We start from the raw sequence: 24,398 nt of genomic DNA, 5'->3' as shown, positions 1-24,398 counted from the left end.
CTCTATATGGCTTTCCGGAAATAGACGACACGCTCCGTTTCCTCAAAGCCCAGCGCGCCGTGCATGGTGATCGAGGCGTCGTTCATGATGTCGGCATCGGAGGCGAGTTCGGTCACGCCGTGGGCCCTCCCCCAGTCCTGCACCGCATGCACGAGGTCGCGGGCGATGCCGTTTCGCCGGTAGTCTTCTTCCACGAAGATGCCTTCCAGGAAGGCGACCGGCGAGGTGTCGCAGCCGTTGACATAGTCATGGCGCAGGCTTGCCTCGGCGAAACCCGCAACAGAGCCGTTCGGCGCGAGCGCCACGAAGCCGGCGAGCCGATCGGGCGCCAGCAGCATCTCGCCGATTTCGCGTCGGTGGTCAGCCTCCGACGTCTCTGGCCATAGCTGCGCCCGCAGCCGACACCAGCCGTCGACATGCGGTTTGCGCGCCATCATGATCATAGTCACCGTGGTCATAGTCTCACAGCCTGCCGCAGAACCCGTCGAGAGCCTCAAGGCGGATCGTACCATCGTCCAGCGCGCCCTTGCAGCCCGGTAGCTCAAGCTGTTCCTTGACGACGAGATGGGTCGGCAGATCGAGGGATTGCGGACCGCGCCGGAGATTGAACACGAACAACAGCCTTTCCTCCCCCTTCTGCCGGATGAAGGCCAGGACATCCTCATTGGTGTCGATGAAGGTCATGTCGCCGTCCCGCAGGCATGCATGGCCGGCGCGGAAGGCCAGCACCGCGCGGTAATGGGCAAGAACCGACTGCCCGCTTGCTTCCTGCCCGTCCACCGACAAGGCGCGGTGCAGAGGCTGGACCGGCAGCCAGGGTTTGCCGGTGGTAAAGCCGGCATGGTCCAAGCCCTCGCTCCACACCATCGGCGTGCGGCATCCGTCTCGCCCCTTGAAGGCCGGCCAGAAGCGAATGCCATAGGGATCGCGCAGGTCTTCGAAGGCGAGATCCGCCTCGGGCAGACCCAGTTCTTCGCCCTGATAGAGGCAGATCGATCCCCTGAGGGTGGCAAGCACGGTCACGGCGAGCTTTGCCACCTCTTCGCGCTCCTCCTCCCCCTCGATGAAGCGGCTGACATGACGCACCACGTCGTGATTGGAAAATGCCCAGCACACCCAGCCATCGGTAACCATCTTCTGGAATGCCGTGACGCAGCTGCGGATATGGGTGGGGGTAAACAGCGGACCGAGCAGGTCGAAAGTATAGCACATATGCAGCTTGTCGCCGCCGCTGGTATATTCCGCTGTTGTCTTCAGCGACCGGGCTCCGTCGCCGACCTCGCCCACGGTCGTGCGCCCCTCATAGCTGTCGAGCAGTGCCCGGAACCGCTTGAGGAAGCCGATATTTTCCGGCTGGGTCTTGTCATAGAGGTGATGCTGCATGCCGTAGGGATTGACGTCGGGCGCGTCGAGGCCCGGCGCATCGTCGTCCCGCAATTGCGGGGGATTGTCCCGCAACTCCTTGTCGTGAAAATAATAGTTGACGGTATCGAGCCGGAAACCGTCCACGCCGCGATCCAACCAGAACTTCACGCTGTCCAGCAAGGCAGCCTGAACCTGCGGATTGTGGAAGTTGAGATCGGGCTGAGATGCCAGGAAGTTGTGCATGTAATACTGCTTGCGCACCCCGTCCCATTCCCAGGCGGGGCCGCCGAACACCGAGAGCCAGTTGTTAGGCGCGTTGCCATCGGGCTTTGGTGCAGCCCAGACATACCAGTCCGCCTTGTCATTGTTGCGGCTCGAGCGGGATTCCTTGAACCAGGGATGCTGGTCGGAGGTATGGGAAATCACCTGGTCGATGATGATCTTGAGGCCGAGCTTGTGGGCGGCAGCGAGCATCTCGTCGAAATCGGCAAGGCTGCCGAACATCGGATCGACATTGCAATAGTCGGAAACGTCGTAACCCATGTCGGCCATGGGCGATGTGAAAAACGGCGATAACCAGATGGCATCGACGCCCAGCGAGGCGATATAGGGCAGCCGCTCGGTGATCCCCTTGAGATCGCCGATGCCGTCGCCATCAGTGTCCTGAAATGATCGTGGATAGACTTGATAAATGACGGCGCCGCGCCACCATTCTCCGCTTGTTGCCTTGGCTTGCGGCTGAGAGGGGCGTTTGCTGGCCATCATCAACTCCTTCTGAGATCAGAATCATTGTTTAGCTTTGTTGCTGAAGTCAGTAAACGCGCGTTCCGCGGCGGTTGCCAGATTGACGTTGACGTTGACGTCCACAAAAGCGCGGCTATACATAGATGACTATGGTCATAGCGATGCCGCATTCAGCAAGCCTGATCTGACAAAGTCAGACGGGTAACGAGCATCGGCCATCGGAGGAATTGTGCATGCCTTGGAATGCCCGTCCTACACGCGCTCTGTGTCCTTGACCCGGCATGCCCATGCGCCTCTCCACAATCTGCCCTGACTGCATGAGCGGAGTGATCGGATGAGCGATCCCACCGTGCGCATGGAAATGGACGAAGTCGAAAAGCTTGTGTTCGATGCATGCTTCTCGGCTGGCGCAAGTCTCGACACCTGTCATTCCCTTGTTCGCGCCATTCTGTCTGCAGAAGGCTCTGGCAACAAGGCCGTCGGGCTGGACCACTTGCCGGATTATCTGATGGCGCTGCGCGAAGGACGCCTCAACGGCTATGCGCAGCCCGAGCTCAGCTTCCCCGCACCGGCCCTGCTGCAGGTGGATGCACGCGGCGGCATTGCGCAACTGGGCTTCGACCGCGCCTTCGACGAACTCACGACGCGCGCGGCCACCTTTGGCATCGCGCTGCTGTCGCTGCACGGCGCCTTCAGTGCCGGCGAACTGGGCTATTATCCGCTTCGACTGGCCAAGGCCGGATTTGCAGCCTTTGCCGCGGCCAACGGCGCTGGGCTGATGACGGCCGGCAGCGCCCGCGGGCCGGTCTTCGGAGCAAACCCCATTGCATTCGCAGCACCGCGCGGCAGCGGGCCACCACTCCTGATCGACCAGGCAAGCAGCCGCACGAGCCCGGTCTCGGTGCGGCGCGCCGCCGAACGCGGCGAGGCATTGCCGCCGGGATGGGCCGTCGATGCCGACGGCAAGCCGACCACAGATGCGGCCAAGGCGCTGAAAGGCGCTCTCCTGGCCTTTGGCGGCAATCGTGGCGCCAATATCGCCTTGATGGTCGAAGTCATGGCCGCCGGTCTCGGCAAGGCCAATTGGTCGGCCGATGTCGAAAGCCAGGTGCAGGGATCGGCACGACCGGCCGTCGGCATGATCGTCATCGCCATCACCCCCGCTTTGCTCGACCAGGATTTTGCCCCAAGGCTGGACCGGCATCTGCGCCGCCTCGCCAGCAACGGGCTCCACATCCCCGGCGAGGCCAAGGGCAACGCCGCCCGCGCCGCCAGCCGGTCGGGGATCAACATCGCGCCCGAAACCATCGCCCGGATCGTTGCTGCGGCGGGTTCCTGAGGTTTTGCCCGGTTTGACATCACGCTGTCATAGACCCACCACATAAGACCGGAGGCGCCGGTGAGACTCGACCGGCATCTTCATGGGGCCGGGAAGAATAGCGTGGCGGTCATCTTCGATTGTCGAACCAGGAACGAAGGCGTACGGCGGCTGTTTCCGGATCTGCGTCGCCGGCTGCGCCCGCTGGAATCTGCGCATGTGGCACAGGGAGCCTCACACCGGGCTCAGCGGCTTACCGTCATTACCGATGCCTGGCATCCCCAGGTGAACGGCGTGGTGCGCTCCATCGAGAACACCAACCGGGAATTGGCGGCGATGGGCGTGGAGGTGTCGATGGTGACGCCCGCCCCCTTTGCCAGCATCCCCATGCCGACCTATCCGGAAATCCGCCTCTCGCTCGCCATGCCCTGGCAGGTCGGGCGGATGATCGAACAGCAGAAGCCGGACTATGTGCATATCGCGACCGAAGGTCCACTCGGCCTGATGGCACGCCGCTGGTGCCTGAAGAAGGGCATGCCCTTCTCGACCACCTATCACACCCGCTTTCCCGAATATGTCGCGGCCCGCATGCCGGTGCCGCTGTCCTGGCTCTATGCCTATGTCCGCTGGTTCCACAACCGCGGTGGCACCTGCATGGTGGCAACAGAAAGCCTGCGGCGGGAACTCCAGGCTGTCGGCCTGAAAAATCTCCGGCTCTGGAGCCGCGGGATCGATGTCAGCCACTTCCGGCCCCGTCTGAAGGAAGACAAGCCTTTCGGACTTCCGCGTCCGATCTTCATGACAGTCGGGCGCGTGGCGGTGGAGAAGAACCTGCCCGCCTTCCTCGACCTTGATCTTCCCGGATCCAAGGTCGTCGTCGGCGATGGCCCCGACCGTGCCGAGTTGCAGGCGCGCTACCCGGATGTGCACTTTACGGGCCTGAAGCTCGGCGAGGATCTGGCAAACGCCTATGCGCAAGCCGATGTCTTCGTCTTCCCGTCGAAGACGGATACATTCGGAAACACGATCCTGGAAGCGCTCGCATCAGGCGTTCCGGTCGCCGCGTTTCCGGTCACGGGACCGGTCGACATTTTGCCGGCGGACGGCAAGGCCGGCGCCTTGCATGAAGACCTGCGCCAGGCCTGCCTGCAGGCGCTTGATGCCTCGCCTCAAGCCGCAAGGACGCTGGCTGAAACCTATTCCTGGCGCGCCGCGACCCAGCAGTTCCTCAATAATGTGGTAGAGGCACGCGCCGAAAAGCGCCGCTCCCTGCGCTATCGGCTGCGGCGCAAACCGAAGACTGAGACCTGAACTCAGCGGTTGCGCTTGCGTCCTTCAAACGGGTTTTCGCCCGCCTTGAAGTGGATGCGGATCGGCACGCCCGGCATGTCGAAATCGCTGCGCAAGCCGTTCGTCAGATAGCGGATATAGGATTCCGGCAGAGCATCCGGACGGGTGCAGGAAATCATGAAGGCCGGAGGACGGGCCTTGACCTGCGTCATATATTTGAGCTTCACGCGACGGCCAGATGCGGCCGGTGGCGGATGCTGTGTCGTCGCCGAATCGAGCCAGCGATTGAGACGGGCGGTCGAGATGCGCTTGTTCCAGACCCGATCCGTATCGATGATCGACTGCATAAGCTTGTCCAGGCCGTAGCCGGTCTGGCCGGAAATCGGCACGGCGCGGATGCCGCGCGCCTGGGGCAGAAGCCGCTCGGTCTTTTCCCGGAGATCCGCGAGGAAGGCCTGGGCATCCTCGACCAGATCCCACTTGTTGAAGGCGAGCACCGCCGCGCGGCCTTCACGCAGCACGAGATCGACGATCTGCAGGTCCTGCTTCTCGAACGGGATCGTCGCATCGAAAACGATAACAACGGTTTCGGCGAAGCGGATGGCGCGCAAGCCATCGGCAACAGAGAGCTTTTCCAGCTTCTCGGTCACCTTGGCCTTGCGGCGCATGCCAGCCGTATCGAACATCTTGATGGTACGACCGCGCCAGTCCCATTCGACGGAGATGGAATCGCGGGTAATCCCCGCCTCCGGGCCGGTCAGCAGCCGGTCTTCGCCAAGGAAGCGGTTGATCAGCGTCGACTTGCCGGCATTGGGTCGCCCGACGATTGCCACGCGCAGGGGCTTGGTCTCGTCATAGGCGGGCTCGGCCTCGTCGTCTTCCATCTCGCCGTCGAAGGAGACGGATACATCCGTCTCGGCGACATCATCGGGTTCCGGAAAGGCACGCTCCTCGCCGATCGCCGCGACGATCGCATCGCGCAGGTCTAGCATGCCGCCACCATGTTCGGCGGAGATCGGCACCGGTTCGCCCAGGCCAAGGGTGAAAGCATCGTAGAAACCGCCGTCGGAGCCGCGCGCCTCGGACTTGTTGGCCACGAGCACGACAGGCTTGCCGCTGCGGCGGAGCAATTCGCCAAAGGTCTTGTCGAGCGGCGTCAGGCCGAATTTGGCATCGACCACGAAGAGCGTCAGGTCGGCCTCGTCGATCGCCGCTTCCGTCTGCGCGCGCATCCGGCCTTCCAGCGTGTCGGGACCCGCCTCTTCGAGGCCGGCAGTATCGATGATGGTGAAGCGCAGGTCGATGAGCTTCGCCTCGCCCGGACGGCGGTCGCGCGTCACGCCCGGCGTGTCATCGACAAGCGCCAGCTTCTTGCCGACAAGCCGGTTGAAAAGCGTCGATTTGCCCACATTGGGGCGTCCGACTATGGCAACGGTGAAGCTCATAGGCTCCTGCTTTCTTGTTCTGCGCGTCTTTGCGCGCTTGGTTCAGGGCGCTCAGGGCGCCTTGCCGGTGGCGGCGATGTTGTCGAGCATCATCTGCGCGCGGTTGGTCACATTGCGGGGCGCTTCGGCATCCTCGGTGATCTGGGTAAACCAGCCGCGGGCCTTCGCCATATCGCCGGCCTTGTAGGCGGCGAGACCCAGCGCCTCGCGGGCCGAATGGCGCAGGCTGGAGGCCGGCACGGTCAGGACTTCCACCTGGGCGGAAACCTGCTCATAGGTACCGGCGTCGATCAGCAGCCATCCCGCCCGCATCCGCGCCACGTCGCGCAACACCGAGGGAACCTTGGTATCGGCGCCGACGGCGGTGAAGCCGTCGATGGCAGCCTGCGTCTCGCCCTTCTCGGCCTGGGCCGTGGCGGTGCGAAGCCGGGCGAGCACCGGATAGGCGCCATGGCCTTCCTTTTCCAGCTGGGCAAGGGCGGCAATCGCCTCGTCCTGTTTGCCCTCGTCAGACAGCTTCAGCGCCGCCAGGAACTGGTCGCCGGACTGAGAGGCCGAATCTTCACGCCAGTAGACATAGCCGCGATGCGCCACGGTTCCCACGACGACCAGAACCGCCAGCGCAATCACCAGGCGGCCAAAGCGCTTCCACACGCTCTTGAGCTGGTCGGACCTGAGTTCTTCGTTGACTTCGCGGATAAAGCTGTCGTTTTCGTCTACCATGTCCATCTCCGGCCCGGACGGCCCGTCTGCGGCAATTGCGTGAGCGGCCTTCTAGAGCCTTTTGCGCTGAAATGGAACCGGTTCTATCGACTCCTTTGCCGTCCACGCGCTATTTCGCGATTTCAGTCCCTTGAAGGGCTTACATGCTCATCGCCGGCAGCGGTGCGACGCCGATCAAAAGTTCGTGCAGCTTGAGGATGAAGGCCAACCAGACGATGACGCCGAGGCCGATCGCGGCGATATCATAGCGCGCCGAAACGAAGGGACGGAGCGTCACCTCGCCCGTGCGCTGGCGCCGCTTCAGCGAAATCCTGAGCACCACGCCCCAGGCCAGGAATGCCACGAACAGGATGACCGAGGCCAGGTCGCCATTGGCGAGCAGATGCGCCAGCGCCCAGATCTTCACCGACAACACCATGGGATGCTTGGTCTTGGTAGCGATATGGCCCGCCGGAATCAGGGCCGCCACAAGACAGATCATCGCCAGCAGCATCAGGGTCAATGCCAGATGCGCCGTCCAGACGGGCGGAAAATAGAGATTGATGACGGGGGCAACCGAATAGCCATAGATCAGGATGGCAAGCGTGACGAGGCTCAGCACCGAATGCAAGCCGCGCCAGCCGCCAAGCCCCAGCCGCGCCACCATGGCGTCACGCAGGCCAGGAACGAACACGCGCAGGAGATGCGTGCCGAGAAAAAGAATGATCCCAATGATCAGGATGGTCATGTCGTGGGTCCCATGAAAGAGAATTGCTAACGATGGATTAAAGCAAGCGACCGCTTATGGGAACCATTCCCGATGTCGCGGCTTCCCGATTTCCATCTGTTGCCCCAGACGGAAGCGAAGCTGGTTCCAAAGCTTCGCCGCATTTTGGTGGCATGTCCTGACGGAATCTGAAGGAAAGTCATGTTGCGTTCTTGTTTTTTGTCCCGTCGCGCGGTGTTGCCGTTTGCGCTCCTCGCTCATCTCGCACCAGCGGCACAGAGCCTTGCCGAGGAGCCGCAGGCAGGAGAGGCAGCCGACCGCGCGAAACAGCTCGTGATCGTCTCCTTTGATGGCGCCGCTGACAACCGGCTGTGGGAAAGAAGCCGCGAGATAGCCAAGCGCACGGGCGCCCGGTTCACCTATTTTCTCTCCTGCACCCATCTGATCGAACGTGCCGCCCGCGACAGCTACAAGGGGCCGGGTGTCAAAACGGGTCGTTCCAATGTCGGATTTGCGCCCACGGCCGAGGACGCCGCCATCCGCCTCAACCACATCTGGCAGGCCCATCTGGAAGGCCACGAAATCGCCAATCACGGTTGCGGCCATTTTGACGGCAAGGACTGGACCAGCGCCGACTGGCTGCAGGAGTTCCAAAACTTCGACCGGGTGTTGAAGGGTGCCTGGGCGGCAAACGGCGTGGCAGACCAGGAGCCGCAAGGCTGGGCGGACCTGGTGGATAACGGGATTTCCGGTTTCCGCGCGCCCTATCTCTCGCAAAGCCAGGCGCTGTCGACGGCGCAGCGGGCCAAGGGGTTGGCCTATGACGCAAGCCAGGTGGTGCGCGGACCCACGCCGGTCGATACCAGCGGCAAGATCGCCAGCTTCGGCCTGCCGCTGATCCCTGAGGGGCCGAAGAACCGCCCGATCATCGCCATGGACTATAACCTGTTCGTCCGCCATTCCCTCGCCGTCGAAAACCCCTCGCGCAGCGCGGAATTCGAAGCCCGCAGCTACGACGCCTTCCGCCAGGCCTTCGACCGGGAGTATGACGGCAGCCGCGTGCCGCTGCAACTCGGTTTTCACTTCGTGGAAATGAACGGCGGCGCCTATTGGCGGGCGATGGAGCGCCTGCTGGACGAGGTCTGCCACAAGCCCGACGTTGCCTGCGTCAGCTATGCCGAGGCGTTGAACCGGCTGCGCCCCGACGATCGGGAGCAGCAGTCTTCGGGTCTTTGACCTCATCGAAAAGCTATCTGGCTAGCGAATAAAGAAAATGCCGAGGCTTCATGTCCTCGGCATCTGTTTCTGCCCATCGATGGTCAGCCGCAACCCTTAGTAAGGGCGGTCCGCCTCAAGCTCGCCACCGGCGGCTTCGCGCTCAAGATAGCGCTGGTCGATCTCCGGCAGCGGCTCATCATCAATGGCGGCTTCGAAGGCCACCAGACGCTTGCGGATCGACAGGAGCTCGATGATCGTCGACCAGGAGTTGACGAGATACTGCAAGCTGTCGCTGACCTGGCCGAAGGCGGTGGCGATCTGTTGCCAGATGCCCATGGTGATCTTGGCGGCGACGATCGTGGGGATCAGCATGAAGGTCAGGATGAGTGCGTCCAGCTGGCCGAAGGTGTAGCGAGCGACGTTGAAATAGCAGTAGTGCCAATACATGCGGAAATAGTTCTTCCGCACATTGCTGAACAACTCCGCCATCGTGAGCGGCTTGGCGCGATCGGCATTGTCCTCGCCATAGACCAGTTCTTTACGGAAGGCGGCCTCGACGCGCTGGTTGCGGAACTGCAGGCCGGGCAGCTTGATGCCGACGACTGCGAGAAGCACCGTGCCGAACAGCGACCAGAGCAAAGCGAGCCAGAACAGCGAGTGCGGAATGGCGCCGAGGATTGGCAGTTCTGTAATATTCGCAGACATCCGGAACAGAAGCGGCAAGAACACCACCAGCGTCATGATCGAATTGATCAGCACCACGGCCAGGCTTTCGACGATGGAGGCGAAGCGCATCGTGTCTTCCTGCACACGCTGCGAGGCACCTTCGATATGGCGCAGCTTGCTCCAGTTCGACAGGTAGAAGTCGTTCATCGCCGTGCGCCAGCGAAACACGTAGTGGCTGGTGAAGAAGGCGATGATGACGTTGAGCGCAACGGACACCAGGCCGATCTCAAGAAACCGAAGCTGGAGAGAGTAGAACTGATCTGCCGTGATGCCCGGCTGCTTGGCCAGCGCATTCTGAAACAGGTCGAAGAACGGCCCGCGCCAATTGTTGACCGCCACGGAAATCTGCACCGAAAAATAGGCGATGAAGATGATGAAGGCCGAGCCCCAGATCGACCAATTCGACCAGGGATGGTTTCGGTCGAGCAGCTTCCAGACGCCACCGAAGATCAGAACGAAGATTGTGAAGTAAAGATAGAACCAGATGTTGTCTGGCGACACGAAGAAGGCCAGACCGAGTGGCGGCTGTTCGCCCTCGGCAAGCGGTGGCAGGCCGACAGCCGCCCCCAGTTCAGGACCGACGCTATACCAGACAAGGATGCAGATGGCGCTCCAGACGAAGGCTGAAATGAAGAACAGTTTGGGTCGGGGGAAGAAAGAATGGAACACCGGGTCAACTTTCTTGGCAGGGTAACCTGTTTTATGGGGGTCGACGCCCCATCAGATTTGCGCGAGCAAAATGCTGATGAGTGTTCGACGCAGGCCGTGTTGACGCGAAACTAGGGCAGAACTGTGTGGCCAGCAATGCCCCTGCGGGATTGTTACGGGATTGTAATGGTCTACGCACAGGCAAGTTGCTGCGCCGCGGCAATATCAGGGGATTTCAAGGGATGCGCCGATAGACGGGCAGAAACACCACGACAGCGGCAAGAAGAACCAATGCCGCGACCACGGAGGGAAGCGCGAAGCTGCCGGTGGTCTCGGCAAGAGCGCCAGCCACCAACGGGCCGAGGATCTGCCCCAGCCCGAAAGCCGCTGTCATGAAGGCCAGTGCCCGCCGCGGGCTTGCCGGCGACAGCGCCCGGCCGATCCTGAGGCCATAGGCGGTGATCATCATGAAGGTCGCGCCGAGCAAAACACCGCCCACCAGTGGCGCATAGGGCAGCGGCAGAACCGCAGAGGCCAGCACACCGGCCGCCTCGACCAGGAGACCCGCCACGAAGACGCCCTGAAGACCGAACCGCAGCATCAGCGGCCGCCAGGCGAAGATCGACACGGAGGCGGCCAATCCCGCCAGGAACCAGGTGAGGAATTCGACCCAGGGACCGGCATTGCCCATGCGCGCCATGGTCACAACAAAGGTAGCAGTGATGACATAGCCGAAGCCGAACAAGCCGTAGGACAAGGTGGTCAACACCACCGGACGTCCCCACTCGAGCGGCGGCTCCCGGGTGGGCTGGGAGGACCGAGGCGGCGAAGGGGGCAGAAGCCACCATACGACCACGAGCATGACCAGACTGACCAGACCGCCGGCAAACCATTCCGTCCGCCAGGTCGAATCCCCAGGACCCAGGATCGAACCGAGCGTGACGACCACGAGCGCAGACAGCGCTATGCCGAGCCCGACGCCGCCAAAATGGGTGGACTGAGCATCATCCCCGGCCCGGCCGCGCGCGCTGGCATGACCCAGCACGATGGATGAGATGAAGATCATGGCAAAGGCACTGGCGACACCGGCCAGAAACCGGATGGCGATGAACAGCCAGACGGTCGATGTCACCCCCATGGCCAATTGCAGGAGCGCCGTGGCCAGCAGCGCCGCAAGCCCGACAAGCCGCTCCCGCCCGGTGGCCCAGCCATAAGCACCGAGCACTGCACCGGCGAGATAGCCCGCGAAATTGCCCGCCGCGATCAGACCTGCATCCGAAGACGACAGCGGCAACCCATCCATCATGCCCGGCAGGATCGGCGTAAATGAGAAGCGCCCAAACCCCATGGCCGACGCCATGGCGATGGCACCTGCAATCGCCGTAGGCAGCAGTCTGACATCAGTGGCAGGCTTTGCATTCATCCGGGGCTTATCGCATTGCAAAAGGATCCCAGCAAACAAGTTATTCTGATGGCAGGCTTCACAAAACGGAATGCGCGCTGCTCAGTGGCCGGCAATCATGGCGCCGCCGCACCCACGATCGCTGTTGTCATCGACTACAGCAGCCAATCGACCGCTTGCCCCCGCGGCAAAAATCGCTAGTGGAAGGAGACAATTTCAAGGAGTGCCCCATGAGCGACCTCACCCTGGCCCAGGCCATCGACAACATCTATGCGTCGATCAACAACGACAACGAAGAGATTGACCGCCATATCGCCGCGCTGAAGGCAGCCATGGCTCGGGAAGGCGTGAAGGAGGCCGTGTTCGAGCCGTCCAAGCTCGCCCAGTCCAACCGCCAGGGCCGCAAGATGATGCAGTCCTATTTCAAGAAGCGCGGCGTGGCCGTCAGCTTCTCGGCATAAGCAGGTGGCCAGCTGAACTTGCCTCAATCGGCCAGCGTCAGCACCAGCGGTCCGTTGCGGGTCGCGACAACGGTATGTTCGAACTGCACGGTCGGCGCCCGCGGCTCGCTGTAAAGCGTCCACGGGTCGTCACCATCTTCGGCGAAATGTCCGCCAAGTGACAGGAATGGCTCGATTGTGAAGACGAGACCATCCTGCATGATGCGATCCTCTTCCGGATCAGGCCAGGTCGAAAGCTCGGTCGGTTCCTCATGCAGGGATCGTCCGACACCGTGGCTGGCGAGATTGGTGATCAGCGTATAGCGGTTTTTCCGGGCAAAGGCGCCGATGGCATTGCCGATGCCGGCCAGCGGCTGGCCGGCCTTCACCTGGTTCAGCCCCACCCACAGCGCCCGCTTGCCGTCGCGAGTGAGCTTTGCAAGCTTCGGCGTGACCGGCGGCACGGTGAATGAGGCACCCATGTCGGAGAAGAAACCGTCCTTCTCCGCCGATACGTCGATATTGACGAGATCGCCCGCGCCGATCACCCGATCGCCGGGGATGCCATGGGCCACTTCTTCGTTGACGCTGATGCAGGTCGCGCCGGGAAACTGGTAGCAAAGCTCGGGTGCCGAGCGGGCGCCAGCATCTTCCAGCATCTTGCGTCCGATCATGTCGAGCTCGCGGGTGGTGATCCCGGGCTCAAGGGAGGCGGCCATGCGGTCCAGCGCCCGAGCGCAGATCCGGCCGATCTCCTTCAGCTTCGTCAGTTCGTCGTCGTTGGAAATGACCATGTCTGTCCCATCAGGCTGAAGCCGAACCGTGGACAGGGTCCTGCATTGCCGTATCTCTTGTGTTTGCCCGCTTTCGCCCCGTTTCAGGCCGCCGTCAACGCCTTTCTGACCAAGGGCGCGACTTTCGTACCGTAAAGCTCGATGGCGCGCATCAGTTCCAGATGCGGCACGAGACCGATCGCCATCTGGATCAGGAAGCGATCATTCTTGAAGATCTGGTGATGCGCCACGATCTTTTCCGCCAGCGTTTCCGGGTCGCCAAGGAAGATGGCGCCGGTCGGACCGCGCGAGGCGTCGAACTGGCCGCGGTTCGTCGGCCCCCAGCCGCGCTCCCGGCCGATGCGGTTCATCACCTCGGCCTGCGGACCGTAGAAGATGTCGGCGGCCTTTTCGGTAGTGTCGGAGACGAAACCATGCACATTGATGGAGGTCTTCAGCGTCGCCGGATCGCGGCCCACCTTCTTAGCCGTATCACGATAAAGCTGGAACAGCGGGGCGAACCGGCGCGGCTCGCCACCGATGATCGCAAGTGCCAGCGGCAGCCCGAAATAGGCCGCCCGCGCCACCGAATTCGGCGTGCCGCCAACGGCGATCCACAGCGGCAGCGGATCCTGCAGCGGACGCGGATAAACGGGAAGACCCGGAATGGCCGCCCGCGTCTCGCCCGACCACGTGACTTTTTCATTGTCCCGCAGGGCCATCAACAGCTGCAGCTTCTCGTCGAACAGCTTGTCATAGTCATCGAGATCATAGCCAAACAGCGGGAAACTCTCGATGAACGACCCGCGCCCGGCCATGATCTCGGCCCGCCCGTTGGAGAGAAGATCGAGCGTGGAATACTGCTGGAACACCCTCACCGGATCATCAGAACTCAACACCGAAACGGCGCTGGTGAGCCTGATATTCTTGGTCTTGACCGCCGCTGCCGCCAGGATCGTCGCCGGCGACGAGGCGATATAGTCTGGGCGGTGATGCTCGCCCAGCCCGAAGACATCGAGCCCGACCTGGTCGGCCAATTCGATCTCGGCAATCAGCTCGCGCATACGCTGCGCGCCCGCCGCCCCCTTGTTGGTGGAGGCAGGATCGATATCGGCGAATGTGTAAAGACCAAGTTCCATTGTGGCTTCCTGTCGGGGATGTGTTCCAGTCAGGAAGACACATAATGCGCCAGGGCCGGAAAGCCTATCGGTGACAGTGGAACAGTGTGTTTCCTATTGGCGCGTGAAATCCCAGGGGTTGAGCAACTTCACACCGCTCTGCTGAAAATCCTTGATGTTGCGGGTCACGACAACAAGGTCATGCACAAGCGCGGTCGCGGCAATCCACGCATCAATGTGCTGCATCGGGTTTGGGACGTGAAGGGTCGCAGGTCCCCCGCGTGACCTTCCTGATGTCGGAAATGACGTTGGTATCCACCAGGTACATCAGGTGTCATCGGAGAAATCAGGAAGGGGGCGCTGATTGTCCATTGTGCGCTCCGGCAGGTCGAACTCAATCTCGGCGATCTCGGGGGAACTGAGCAACTCGGCAATTGTCTTTCGTCTTCCAGCCACAGAAGACGCCGCTCCAGATGGCCTCGGACCCCCAACATGCCGCCCCTGGCGAAACTCCTCCGCCGTCATCAACACATAGGCTTCCCGGCCCCGGTCCACGATGATAACAGGGCCGTCAAGGGCGGCATCCTTGGCTTTTTCCACGTCTTCGCTGAACTCGCGTGAGGTCATGACTGTCATCGGCATCCCTCCATGTCGCAGCAATACTACACCATAGGGACGACACCGCCAATCGGCATCACCCGGTCGTCAAAGTCCGGCGGACTGCGTCCTTCCAGCCCTTGATCTTGTTGGCCCGTGTTTTGTAGTCCATCTCGGGCTCAAAGCGGCGGTCGCGCGCCCAGGCATCGGCGAAGCCCTGCATGTTGGGCCACACACCGGCACGGCTGCCCGCCAGCCAGGCGGCACCAAGCGCGGTGGTCTCGAGAATCTCAGGCCGGTCGACAGGCGCATCGATCAGGTCGGCGAGCCGCTGCATGGTCCAGTCCGAGGCAACCATGCCGCCATCGACGCGTAGCACCGTGTCCTCGCCGTCGTTCTTCCAGTCCTTGTGCATGGCATCGAGCAGGTCGCGCGTCTGGTAGCACACGGCTTCGAGCGCCGCGCGGGCGAATTCCGCCGGGCCGGAGCTGCGGGTCAGGCCATAGATGGCGCCCCGCGCTTCCGGATCCCACCAGGGCGCGCCAAGCCCGGTAAAGGCCGGCACCATATAGACCTCCTGGTTGGGATCGGCCGATGCAGCCAGCTTCCCGGTTTCCGACGCACTGGAGATAACCTTCAAGCCATCACGCAGCCATTGGACGGCAGCGCCGGCAATGAAGATCGATCCCTCAAGCGCATAGGTCACCTTGCCATCCAGCCGGTAGGCGATGGTCGTCAGCAGCCGGTTCTTGGACCGCACCATGTCCTCGCCGGTATTGAGGAGCGCAAAGCAGCCGGTACCATAAGTGGATTTCAGCATGCCGGGCTGGAAGCAGGCCTGGCCGATGGTCGCTGCCTGCTGGTCGCCGGCCACACCGAGGATCGGCACTTCGGCGCCAAGCACTGACGCGTCCGTCACGCCGAAATCAGCGGAGCAATCCTTGACCTCCGGCAGCATGGTTGCGGGCACGCGCAAGATCTCCAGCAGTTCGTCATCCCATTCCTGCGTCGAGATGTTGAACAGCAGCGTGCGCGAGGCATTGGTGGCGTCGGTCACGAAGCTCTTGCCGCCGGTCAGGCGCCAGATCAGGAAGCTGTCGATGGTGCCGAAGCAGAGTTCACCCTTGGCCGCGCGGGCGCGGGCCCCCTTCACATTGGCCAGCATCCAGGACAGCTTGGTGCCGGAGAAATAGGGATCGAGCAACAGGCCGGTCTTCTTGGTGAAGATGCGCTCGAGATTCTGGCGCTTCAGCTTCTCGCAATAGGAAGCCGTGCGGCGGTCCTGCCAGACGATGGCATTCTGGATCGCCTTGCCGCTCTCGCGCTCCCAGACCACGACGGTTTCCCGCTGGTTGGTGATGCCGATGGCCGACAGCTCCGATGCTTCGATACCGGCCTTCTTCAGCGCTTCCTTGATCGACCAGACCACGCTTTCCCAGATGGCCTCGGGATCATGCTCCACCCAGCCGGATTTGGGGAAGATCTGCGGAAACTCCTTCTGGCCGGAGCCAGCGACGCGCATCTTGGCGTCAAACACGATCGCCCGGCTCGACGTCGTTCCCTGGTCGATGGCCAGCACATATCCACCCATCGCAAATCCTCCCGAAGCGTTCAGTGTCTTTTCGTTAGGCTGAAGTTCAATACAAGCCGAAAAGCTTTGTCAAAAGGAAATCAGGCGTCTGCCTGAGGTGTCAACCGTTGGCTTCAAGCCTCCGGGGTTGCCTTCAAGGCAACAGGGCGGACACCAAAATGCCGATTGCCACATCAGCTTCTTTGGGCATAACCTGCGCTATCTATTGCGACGCAGCAGAACGTCGGCCTTTCATGCGGGAGAGATGCATCATGCCAAGAACAGTCGTCGTCACCGGTTCCACATCGGGCATCGGGCTCGGCATTGCGAAAGCCTTTGCCGCCGATGGCGCCAATGTCGTCATCAACGGCTTCGGACCGCTTGACGAGATCGAGGCGATCACCAAGGAATTGTCGAGCCATGGCGGCCGGTCAATCTATCACGGCGCCGACATGACCAAGCCGGACGAGATCGCTGACCTTATGGCAACCGCCGCGCGCGAATTCGGCATGGTCGACGTGCTGGTCAACAATGCCGGCATCCAGCATGTCTCGCCCGTGGAAGATTTCCCGACCGACAAATGGGACCGGATCATCGCCATCAATCTGACCAGTTCCTTTCATACCATGAAGGCAGCAATCCCGGCGATGAAGGCCAAAAAGGCAGGCCGGATCATCAATGTCGCCTCGGCCCATGCGCTGGTCGCCTCGCCCTTCAAGGCGGCCTATGTCGCGGCCAAGCATGGCATCATGGGCCTGACGAAATCCGCGGCGCTGGAACTGGCGGAATTCGGCGTGACGGTGAACGCGATCTGCCCGGGCTATGTGCTGACGCCGCTGGTCGAGCAGCAGATACCCGATACGGCCAAGGCCCGCGGCATTTCGGAAGAACAGGTCAAGACCGACGTGATGCTGCGGCTGCAGGCCACCAAGGAATTCGTGGCCATCGACGAAGTGGCAGCCATCGCGCTGTTTCTGGCCAGCGACGCGGCAAAGCAGATCACCGGCACGCATATCTCTGTTGATGGCGGTTGGACGGCCCAATAAACTCTTTAGCCGAAGAAGAACCTGATGCGGCATGCCGCACAAAAGCAAGAAGAAGGCCCGAGATGACTGACCGCATCCGTTTCATCCTGAATGGCGAAGACGTCGTGCTTGGGGATGTCGGACCGACCGAAACGCTGCTGGACTTCCTGCGCCTGCGCCGCCGGCTTGTCGGCACCAAGGAAGGCTGTGCCGAGGGAGACTGCGGCGCCTGCACGGTGCTGGTCGGGCGTCTGGTGGATGGCAAGCTGGCCTATGAGACCGTAAACGCCTGTATCCGTTTCCTTGGCTCGCTGAACGCCACCCATATCGTCACCGTCGAGCATCTGGCCGCCAAGGATGGCAGCCTGCATCCAGTGCAACAGGCGATGGTGGACTGTCACGGCTCGCAATGCGGCTTCTGCACGCCGGGTTTCGTCATGTCGCTCTACGGGCTTTGGCTCACCAGCGAGAGGCCCAGCCGCGCGAAAATCGAGCGCGCGCTTCAAGGTAATCTCTGTCGCTGCACCGGCTATGAGCCTATCGTTAAGGCCGCCGAACAGGTGGGCGCCATCAGGCCGTCCGCCCTGTTCGATCCGCTGGAGCGCGAACGCGGTGAGATCTCCGCAAAACTGTTTGCCATGCAGGGCGGCGACACGATCGTCATCTCCAAGGGCGAGCAGCGGCTGATCATTCCGGGCACCGTTGCAGCACTCGCGGATGTGCTGGCCGAAGAACCCAACGCGACCGTCGTCGCCGGCGCAACAGACGTAGGCCTGTGGGTCACGAAGCAGATGCGCGAGTTGAACCCGGTCGTGTTCATCAACCATCTCAGCGAATTGCAGCGCATCACGGTCACGGAAGACGGCATCACGATCGGCGCGGGCGTCAGCTATGCCGCCGCATTCGATGTGCTTCGCCAGGAAATTCCGGCCTTGGGGCGCCTGATCACCCGCATCGGCGGCCAGCAGGTGCGCAACATGGGCACGATCGGCGGCAATATCGCCAACGGCTCCCCCATCGGCGACATGCCGCCGGCGCTGATCGCGCTTGGCGCCGGCCTGACGCTGCGCTCCGTCGAGGGGCCGCGCACCCTGCCCTTGCAGGACTACTTCATTGCCTATGGCAAGCAGGACCGCCGCGAAGGCGAATTCGTCGAGAGCATCTTCGTGCCGCGGCCAGAAGACGGCCAGCATTTTCAGGTCTACAAGATCTCCAAACGGCGGGACGAGGATATTTCCGCCCTGTGCGGCGCGTTCCTGCTGGGTCTCGACCAGGACAACCGTGTCGAAACCATCCACATCGCCTTCGGCGGTATGGCGGCGACACCCAAGCGTGCCCGGGAAGTCGAGGCAGCGCTCTATGGCAAGCCCTGGACCGAGGCGACCGTAACCGAGGTCCGCGACGCCTTCGACCGGGATTTCACCCCTCTCACCGACTGGCGCGCGACGGCGGAGTATCGCTCGCTCACCGCCAAGAACCTGCTCACCCGGTTCTTCCTGGAGACATCCGGCAATCCGCAGGAACTGAAGCGTTTTGCGCTGGAGGAGGCATGATGGTGGTAGATATTCAAGCGCTCACACAGGCATACCCCCCTCTGTCCTGCCGGACATCTCCCCCTCAAGGGGGGAGATCGGATGGGCGCGCCCGCTCAATCTATATCCTCGGGGTCGGGATCGCGTCTCATGTCTTCACCGAACGAGATGACCGACAACTCTTTCAAATGAGGGAGAAGCGAGCGCGATCCGCGGATCGATCTCCCCCCTTGTGGGGGGTGAGACACGGTCGGCGAAGCCGAGCAATCGATCCAGTGAATCGATTGCAGTGCCGAACGCCGGCAGGACAGAGGGGGGTAAACGACACCCGGAGCGTGAACCATGGATAAGGCCAGCTACGAACTCTACAAATACATCAATGGTCCCATGCATGCCTCGCTGAAGCATGATTCCGCGCACAAGCATGTGGCGGGCTCGGCCGAATATATCGACGACATGCCGGAGCCCGCGGGCCTGCTGCATGGCGCGCTCGGTCTTTCGGAGCGCGCCCATGCCGATATCGTCTCGATCGATCTCTCAGCCGTCCGCGCCTATCCCGGCGTGGTCTGCGTGTTGACAGGCGCGGATGTTCCGGGCGTCAATGACGTTTCCTCAGGCGGTCACCACGACGAGCCATTGTTAGCCGACAAAAAGATGCAGTTCCACGGCCAACCGATCTTTGCCGTGATCGCCGAGACCCGCGAGATTGCGCGCAAGGCCGCCCGGCTGGCAAAGATAGAATACGCCGACCTGCCGCACTGGCTCGACGTCGATGGCGCGCTGGAAAACGGCGCGCCCCTGGTCACCTCCGGCATGAAGTTGGAGCGCGGCGAGCCGGAGTCGGAACTCGACAAGGCCGCGCACCGGCTGACGGGTCGCATGCGTATCGGCGGGCAAGAGCATTTTTATCTCGAAAGCCATATCGCGCTTGCCATTCCCGGCGAGGACGACGACGTGGCTGTCTGGTCCTCCACCCAGCACCCATCGGAAGTGCAGCATATCGTTGGCCATGTGCTCAACACGCCAAGCCATGCCATCACCGTCAATGTGCGGCGCATGGGCGGCGGCTTCGGCGGCAAGGAAACCCAGGGCAATCAGTTCGCGGCGCTGGCCGCACTGGCCGCCAAGAAGCTGAACCGCGCCGTGAAATTCCGCCCCGACCGGGACGAGGACATGGTGGCGACCGGCAAGCGCCATGATTTCGTTGTCGATTACGACGTCGCCTACGAGGCTGATGGCCGTATTCATGCGGTCAAGGCCAATTTCGCCGCCCGCTGCGGCTATTCGGCCGATCTGTCCGGCCCGGTCACCGACCGCGCCCTGTTTCATGCGGATTCGAGCTATTTCTACCCGCATGTGAAGCTGACCTCCCAGCCGCTGAAGACCCACACGGTTTCCAATACAGCTTATCGTGGCTTTGGCGGTCCCCAGGGCATGCTGGGTGCTGAACGGATCATCGAAGACATTGCCTATGCCTTGGGCAAGGATCCCCTTGAGATCCGCAAGGCCAATTTCTACGGCGAAAAAGGCTCCGGCCGGGATGTGACCCCCTATCACCAGCAGGTGGAGGACAACATCATCGCCCGGGTGGTGGAGGAGTTGGAAAGCTCCTGCGACTACCAAGCCCGTCGCCGCGCCATCATCGATTTCAATGCCAATAGCCGGGTGATCAAGAAGGGCATCGCGCTCACGCCGGTGAAGTTCGGCATATCCTTCACGCTGACCGCCTTCAACCAGGCCGGTGCACTGGTCCATGTCTACCAGGACGGCTCCATCCACCTGAACCATGGCGGCACGGAAATGGGCCAGGGCCTCTACACCAAGGTGGCGCAGGTCATTGCCGATTGCTTCCAGGTGGATGTCGAGAAGGTCAAGATCACCGCCACCACGACCGGCAAGGTACCGAACACCTCGGCAACGGCCGCCTCCTCCGGCACCGACCTGAACGGCATGGCCGCTTTCGATGCTGCCCGCCAGATCAAGGAGCGGCTGATGGCGTGGGCCGCCGAACGCTACGGCGTCCCAGCCTCAGAGATCGAATTCCTGCCGAACCGGGTACGGATCGGGGCGGACGAAATGCCCTTCCCGGAATTCGTGCGCCACGCCTATTTCGGCCGCGTGCAGCTCTCGGCCGCTGGCTTCTACAAGACGCCGAAGATCCATTGGGATCGCGCCGCCGGCCGCGGCACGCCCTTCTACTATTACGCCTATGGCGCGGCCTGCTCGGAAGTCTCGATCGACACGCTGACCGGCGAATATCTGATGGACCGCACCGACATCCTCCACGATGTTGGCCGCTCGCTCAACCCGGCCATCGATATCGGCCAGATCGAAGGCGGCTTCGTCCAGGGCATGGGCTGGCTGACCACCGAAGAATTGTGGTGGGATACCAAGGGCCGGCTGCGCACGCACGCGCCCTCCACCTACAAGATCCCGCTCGCGTCAGACCGGCCGAAGATCTTCAACACGCGCCTGGTGGACTGGTCCAGCAATGCCGAACCCACCATCGGCCGCTCCAAGGCCGTCGGCGAACCACCCTTCATGCTGGCGATCTCGGTGCTGGAAGCCCTCTCCATGGCCGTCGCCTCCGTCGCCGACTACAAGATCTGCCCCAGGCTCGACGCACCGGCCACGCCCGAACGGGTGCTGATGGCGGTGGAGCGGTTGAAGGGAGATGTTTGAACCGGGAGCGCCTTCATGCCGCATTTCGAGGTGCCCGAACGCAATCGTGGACATGCCAGGCGGATGCGCAACGCGCTGCCCGAATCGGAATTGCGGTTCTGGAATGCGGTCCGTGCGCATCGGTTGCAGGGACTTAGCTTCCGCCGGCAGATGCCGATTGCGGGCTACATCGTTGATTTCGCGTGCCAGCAACATCAGCTTGTCGTGGAGATTGACGGCGAAAGCCATAGCCATGACCAGCAGATAGAACGGGACGGCTTGCGGGATAGGAAACTGACAGAGCTAGGCTGGACGGTTTTGCGGATCACCAATGAGGACGTTTTACATCGTCTGGATGAGGTTTGTACGCATATACTGCGGTTGATTGGGGAGTCACATCCGTGAACGGCGCCTGCCATACTCTCGTGCTCAGGACCGGATACCCCCCTCTGTCCTCTTTCGATTACATCGAAACGCGGACATCTCCCCCCCAAGGGGGGAGATCGACTCAGCCGATAGCGCTCGCCTACCCTGAAACCGTGTCTCCTGCGCAGCCTCGCTTCGGCTTGAAAGACATCTATGTGTGGCAGAGGCGGTGCGGCAATCCGATCTCCCCCCTTGAGGGGGAGATGTCCGGCAGGACAGAGGGGGGTACTCCGCACCGAAGAGTTGTGGGGAGCATCCCGTCATGACCACCCTAGCCCAATTCCTCGCCACCCACCCAACCTCGGTGTCAGTCGAAGTCACCGCCGCCCGGGGCTCCACCCCGCGGGACGCCGGGACGGTGATGATTGTCGCTGACGAGGCCATCTGGGGCACGATCGGGGGTGGGCAGTTGGAGTTCATGGCCATCGACCACGCACGGGGCATGCTGCGGGGCGAGGTGCTGGCCGACGAACTCGACATCCCGCTCGGTCCCGAGATTGGCCAGTGTTGCGGCGGTCGCACCGTCCTGCGCTTTGCCACCGTCGACGCTGATCTCGCCCAGCATCTTGTGAGCCGCGAAGCCGGGGAACGGGAGGGGTTTCGCGAGGTGGTGCTTTTCGGCGGGGGGCATGTGGGCCTGGCGCTGGCCAGGGCGCTGTCTCCACTGCCATTCAGGGTCACACTGATCGAAAGCCGGGAGATCGACCTCTCGCAGCTGCCCGACACCATCAGCTTTCGCCACGTCGCCATGCCAGAGGCGGAGGTGGCAGGCATCGCCTCGGGCGGCGCGGTTGTCATCCTTACCCATGACCACGCGCTGGATTTCCTGATCGCCGAGCGGGCGCTGCTGCGCGACGATCTCGCCTATGTCGGCATGATCGGTTCGGCCACCAAGCGCGCCACCTTTGCCCACTGGCTGGCGCGCGAGGGGCATGACGCCTTGATGATCAACAGGCTGGTGCTGCCCATCGGCGGATCGCTGCTTCGGGACAAGCGACCCGAGGTTATAGCAGCCCTCGTAGCCGCCGAACTTCTTTGCCTTCAGGCCACGACGCGCTGAGCGCGCCACCGCCGCGCCGTGGACCGTCTCCCTCCAAACCGACATCCCGCTTGAGGTCATCCGGCAGGCTGGGGGCGTATACATCTCCGCCAAAACGCGCTGAACCGAGCCGCGAGATCAGCGCCTGCAATAAAGACCGCAAATGTTGCGGCAGCCGTCCCCGCCGCACCGGCGGGGCGTCCGGAATGGTTAATATCTGGTTCATTTGGGTGTTTCCTGCCGTATTCTTTGAGGCTAGAATGCCGTCAAACCCCGCGGCGTTCCAACGGAATATCCGTCTGCACCCATAAAGAGAGCTTATGTATGAAGCTGGCGAAACAGTTCCCGTTGAATGCGCTCCGGGTGTTCGAGGCCGTGGCACGCAATGGCAGCTTCACCCGCGCCGGTGAAGAGCTGGGCATGACCCAGACGGCGGTGAGCTATCAGTTGAAGCTGCTGGAAGAGAATATCGGCGAGCCGCTGTTCCTGCGCCAGACGCGCCAGATCTTGCTGACGGAGACCGGGGAGCGCATGCTGCCCAAGACGACGGAAGGCTTCGAACTGCTGCGCGAGGCGGTCGCGTTGGCGCGGCGCAATGCCGACGAGGTGCTGGAGGTGCATTCGACGCCGACCTTCGCTTCACATTGGCTGGCGCGACATCTCGGCGCCTTCCAGCTCAAGCATCCCCATATCGCTGTGAGGCTGCTGCGCGGCACGAAGCTGACCGACTTTGCCCGGGAGCCGGCAGACGTCGCCATCCGCATTGGCGTCGGCCCGACCTGGCCGGGACTGGAAAGCCATCCGATCCTGCGGCTTGCCTACACGCCGATGCTGAGCCCTGTCCTGGCAGAGAGTATCGGCGGCGTGCGCGAGCCTGCCGACCTGCTGAAGCTGCCATGGATCACCGACGACGACCGCTGGCGCGTATGGTTCGAGGCGGCGGGCGTCGATGCATCAAGCCACACGGCCCGTCGGCTCGATGCGGGCGGCGCGCTGGATATGGAGGCGGCAACGGCCCTGTCGGGCCATGGCGTGGCCATGCTCAGCCCCTTCTTTGTCCAGGACGAACTGGCATCGGGCCGGCTGATCCAGCCCTTCGATTTGAGCTGGACGGACGAAAACACCTATTGGCTTGTCTATCCTCAGTCCCGGCGAAACGCCCCGAAGATCAGGGCATTCCGTCAATGGCTGCTCGACACGCTGCCACCGCTGAACCGTCAAAATACAGGCTAAGACATCATGCCCTGATCAAGGCGGCCGACGTGTCAGAAGGACATATCCGGCGCGTAGAAGCAGCGCGGGGTGTTTTCATCGGGAAACAGGCAGAGGTGATACTCGCTGTCCTGCGAACGGCGCGCATTGCTTTGCGGGAAACTGAAGACATGATCCTTGGTGACCAGCCGGTGGTCGCCGGGCCCGAGCGAGAGCTGGTAGCCGCCCTGAATGATCTTAACACTATCCGCGGGAATCATCTGGCAGTCACCAGTATGATCGTCGCCATTGCAGCAGAAGGCCTCGTAGCGCCAACCACTGTGAGCATCATGGGCATGAGCATAAGACGCATACGCAACCAGAACGCCTGTGAGGAAAATGCGCATCGGCTGATCTCCAGTGGGAAAAAAGCCGCCGGTT

22 protein-coding genes are annotated in these 24,398 nt (G+C 62.3%); 10 read left to right on the top strand and 12 right to left on the bottom strand.

Features of this window, described 5'->3' with window-relative positions:
- Positions 1-2: 2 nt before the first annotated feature.
- Positions 3-458 (bottom strand): aminoglycoside 6'-N-acetyltransferase, encoded by a 456-nt coding sequence (gene aac(6') / locus B9A97_RS18695; RefSeq protein WP_084366981.1) that lies wholly within the window; start codon positions 456-458, stop codon positions 3-5.
- 4 nt (positions 459-462) lie between these two features.
- Positions 463-2,127 carry a beta-galactosidase BglA gene (locus B9A97_RS18690; RefSeq protein ID WP_084366979.1) on the bottom strand — a complete coding sequence of 555 codons (1,665 nt, stop codon included), beginning with the start codon at positions 2,125-2,127 and terminating at the stop codon, positions 463-465.
- A gap of 316 nt (positions 2,128-2,443) precedes the next feature.
- Here B9A97_RS18690 and B9A97_RS18685 point away from each other — a divergent pair, with 316 nt between their 5' ends.
- The gene (locus tag B9A97_RS18685) at positions 2,444-3,448 is read left to right on the top strand and encodes an Ldh family oxidoreductase (protein WP_143530586.1); all 1,005 of its coding nucleotides are present in this window, start codon (positions 2,444-2,446) and stop codon (positions 3,446-3,448) included.
- Between the two features lie 198 nt (positions 3,449-3,646).
- A complete protein-coding gene (locus tag B9A97_RS18680; RefSeq protein WP_210189716.1) occupies positions 3,647-4,738 on the top strand; it encodes a glycosyltransferase family 4 protein in 1,092 nt (363 codons plus the stop codon).
- A 2-nt stretch (positions 4,739-4,740) separates the two neighbouring features.
- Here the strand turns inward: B9A97_RS18680 and der are convergent, their stop codons facing one another.
- The 3 genes from der to B9A97_RS18665 all read right to left on the bottom strand — a co-directional run bounded on the left by der (position 4,741) and on the right by B9A97_RS18665 (position 7,612).
- Positions 4,741-6,162, bottom strand: a complete 1,422-nt coding sequence (der, locus tag B9A97_RS18675; protein WP_084366977.1) for a ribosome biogenesis GTPase Der — start codon at positions 6,160-6,162, stop codon at positions 4,741-4,743.
- Between the two features lie 51 nt (positions 6,163-6,213).
- The gene (locus B9A97_RS18670; protein WP_084366975.1) at positions 6,214-6,885 is read right to left on the bottom strand and encodes a tetratricopeptide repeat protein; all 672 of its coding nucleotides are present in this window, start codon (positions 6,883-6,885) and stop codon (positions 6,214-6,216) included.
- A 139-nt stretch (positions 6,886-7,024) separates the two neighbouring features.
- Positions 7,025-7,612 (bottom strand): NnrU family protein, encoded by a 588-nt coding sequence (locus B9A97_RS18665; RefSeq protein ID WP_084366973.1) that lies wholly within the window; start codon positions 7,610-7,612, stop codon positions 7,025-7,027.
- 180 nt (positions 7,613-7,792) lie between these two features.
- On the opposite strand from B9A97_RS18665, the gene B9A97_RS18660 reads away from it, so the two are divergent.
- On the top strand, positions 7,793-8,827 hold the full coding sequence (locus B9A97_RS18660; protein WP_143530584.1) for a polysaccharide deacetylase family protein: 1,035 nt from the start codon (positions 7,793-7,795) through the stop codon (positions 8,825-8,827).
- Between the two features lie 96 nt (positions 8,828-8,923).
- Here B9A97_RS18660 and sbmA read toward each other — a convergent pair whose 3' ends face one another.
- Together sbmA and B9A97_RS18650 are read right to left on the bottom strand one after the other, a co-directional pair.
- Entirely contained in the window at positions 8,924-10,204 is a 1,281-nt protein-coding gene (sbmA, locus tag B9A97_RS18655) for a peptide antibiotic transporter SbmA (protein ID WP_084366971.1), read from the bottom strand.
- A 214-nt stretch (positions 10,205-10,418) separates the two neighbouring features.
- Positions 10,419-11,606, bottom strand: coding sequence for a YbfB/YjiJ family MFS transporter (locus B9A97_RS18650; RefSeq protein WP_084366969.1), 1,188 nt, complete (start codon positions 11,604-11,606; stop codon positions 10,419-10,421).
- A gap of 209 nt (positions 11,607-11,815) precedes the next feature.
- Here B9A97_RS18650 and B9A97_RS18645 point away from each other — a divergent pair, with 209 nt between their 5' ends.
- The gene (locus tag B9A97_RS18645; protein WP_084366967.1) at positions 11,816-12,046 is read left to right on the top strand and encodes a hypothetical protein; all 231 of its coding nucleotides are present in this window, start codon (positions 11,816-11,818) and stop codon (positions 12,044-12,046) included.
- A 23-nt stretch (positions 12,047-12,069) separates the two neighbouring features.
- Here the strand turns inward: B9A97_RS18645 and map are convergent, their stop codons facing one another.
- From map to glpK, 4 genes are all read right to left on the bottom strand, one after another.
- The gene (gene map, locus B9A97_RS18640; protein ID WP_084366965.1) at positions 12,070-12,819 is read right to left on the bottom strand and encodes a type I methionyl aminopeptidase; all 750 of its coding nucleotides are present in this window, start codon (positions 12,817-12,819) and stop codon (positions 12,070-12,072) included.
- Positions 12,820-12,902: 83 nt separating this feature from the next.
- Positions 12,903-13,937 (bottom strand): LLM class flavin-dependent oxidoreductase, encoded by a 1,035-nt coding sequence (locus B9A97_RS18635; protein ID WP_084366963.1) that lies wholly within the window; start codon positions 13,935-13,937, stop codon positions 12,903-12,905.
- Positions 13,938-14,243: 306 nt separating this feature from the next.
- The gene (locus tag B9A97_RS18625; RefSeq protein WP_244564285.1) at positions 14,244-14,552 is read right to left on the bottom strand and encodes a type II toxin-antitoxin system Phd/YefM family antitoxin; all 309 of its coding nucleotides are present in this window, start codon (positions 14,550-14,552) and stop codon (positions 14,244-14,246) included.
- A 58-nt stretch (positions 14,553-14,610) separates the two neighbouring features.
- Positions 14,611-16,104 (bottom strand): glycerol kinase GlpK, encoded by a 1,494-nt coding sequence (glpK, locus tag B9A97_RS18620; RefSeq protein ID WP_084366958.1) that lies wholly within the window; start codon positions 16,102-16,104, stop codon positions 14,611-14,613.
- Positions 16,105-16,355: 251 nt separating this feature from the next.
- On the opposite strand from glpK, the gene B9A97_RS18615 reads away from it, so the two are divergent.
- The 6 genes from B9A97_RS18615 to B9A97_RS18590 all read left to right on the top strand — a co-directional run bounded on the left by B9A97_RS18615 (position 16,356) and on the right by B9A97_RS18590 (position 23,999).
- Complete coding sequence (locus B9A97_RS18615; RefSeq protein ID WP_084366956.1) at positions 16,356-17,129, top strand: 3-hydroxybutyrate dehydrogenase; 774 nt, start codon at positions 16,356-16,358, stop codon at positions 17,127-17,129.
- Between the two features lie 62 nt (positions 17,130-17,191).
- Positions 17,192-18,661, top strand: coding sequence for a xanthine dehydrogenase small subunit (gene xdhA / locus B9A97_RS18610; RefSeq protein ID WP_084366954.1), 1,470 nt, complete (start codon positions 17,192-17,194; stop codon positions 18,659-18,661).
- 321 nt (positions 18,662-18,982) lie between these two features.
- Complete coding sequence (gene xdhB / locus B9A97_RS18605; protein ID WP_084366952.1) at positions 18,983-21,322, top strand: xanthine dehydrogenase molybdopterin binding subunit; 2,340 nt, start codon at positions 18,983-18,985, stop codon at positions 21,320-21,322.
- Between the two features lie 15 nt (positions 21,323-21,337).
- Entirely contained in the window at positions 21,338-21,706 is a 369-nt protein-coding gene (locus B9A97_RS18600) for an endonuclease domain-containing protein (RefSeq protein WP_084366950.1), read from the top strand.
- Between the two features lie 283 nt (positions 21,707-21,989).
- Entirely contained in the window at positions 21,990-22,787 is a 798-nt protein-coding gene (gene xdhC / locus B9A97_RS18595; RefSeq protein WP_084366948.1) for a xanthine dehydrogenase accessory protein XdhC, read from the top strand.
- A 303-nt stretch (positions 22,788-23,090) separates the two neighbouring features.
- The gene (locus tag B9A97_RS18590; protein WP_084366946.1) at positions 23,091-23,999 is read left to right on the top strand and encodes a LysR substrate-binding domain-containing protein; all 909 of its coding nucleotides are present in this window, start codon (positions 23,091-23,093) and stop codon (positions 23,997-23,999) included.
- A gap of 32 nt (positions 24,000-24,031) precedes the next feature.
- On the opposite strand, the gene B9A97_RS18585 is transcribed toward B9A97_RS18590, so the two are convergent.
- Positions 24,032-24,364, bottom strand: coding sequence for a hypothetical protein (locus B9A97_RS18585; RefSeq protein WP_084367053.1), 333 nt, complete (start codon positions 24,362-24,364; stop codon positions 24,032-24,034).
- Positions 24,365-24,398: the final 34 nt, after the last annotated feature.

It is taken from the genome of Rhizobium sp. RU36D (assembly GCF_900176345.1).
Classification (GTDB): domain Bacteria; phylum Pseudomonadota; class Alphaproteobacteria; order Rhizobiales; family Rhizobiaceae; genus Allorhizobium.
The sequence above is the reverse complement of the archived record's forward strand: the minus strand, read 5'-3'. Positions and strand labels throughout refer to the sequence as shown.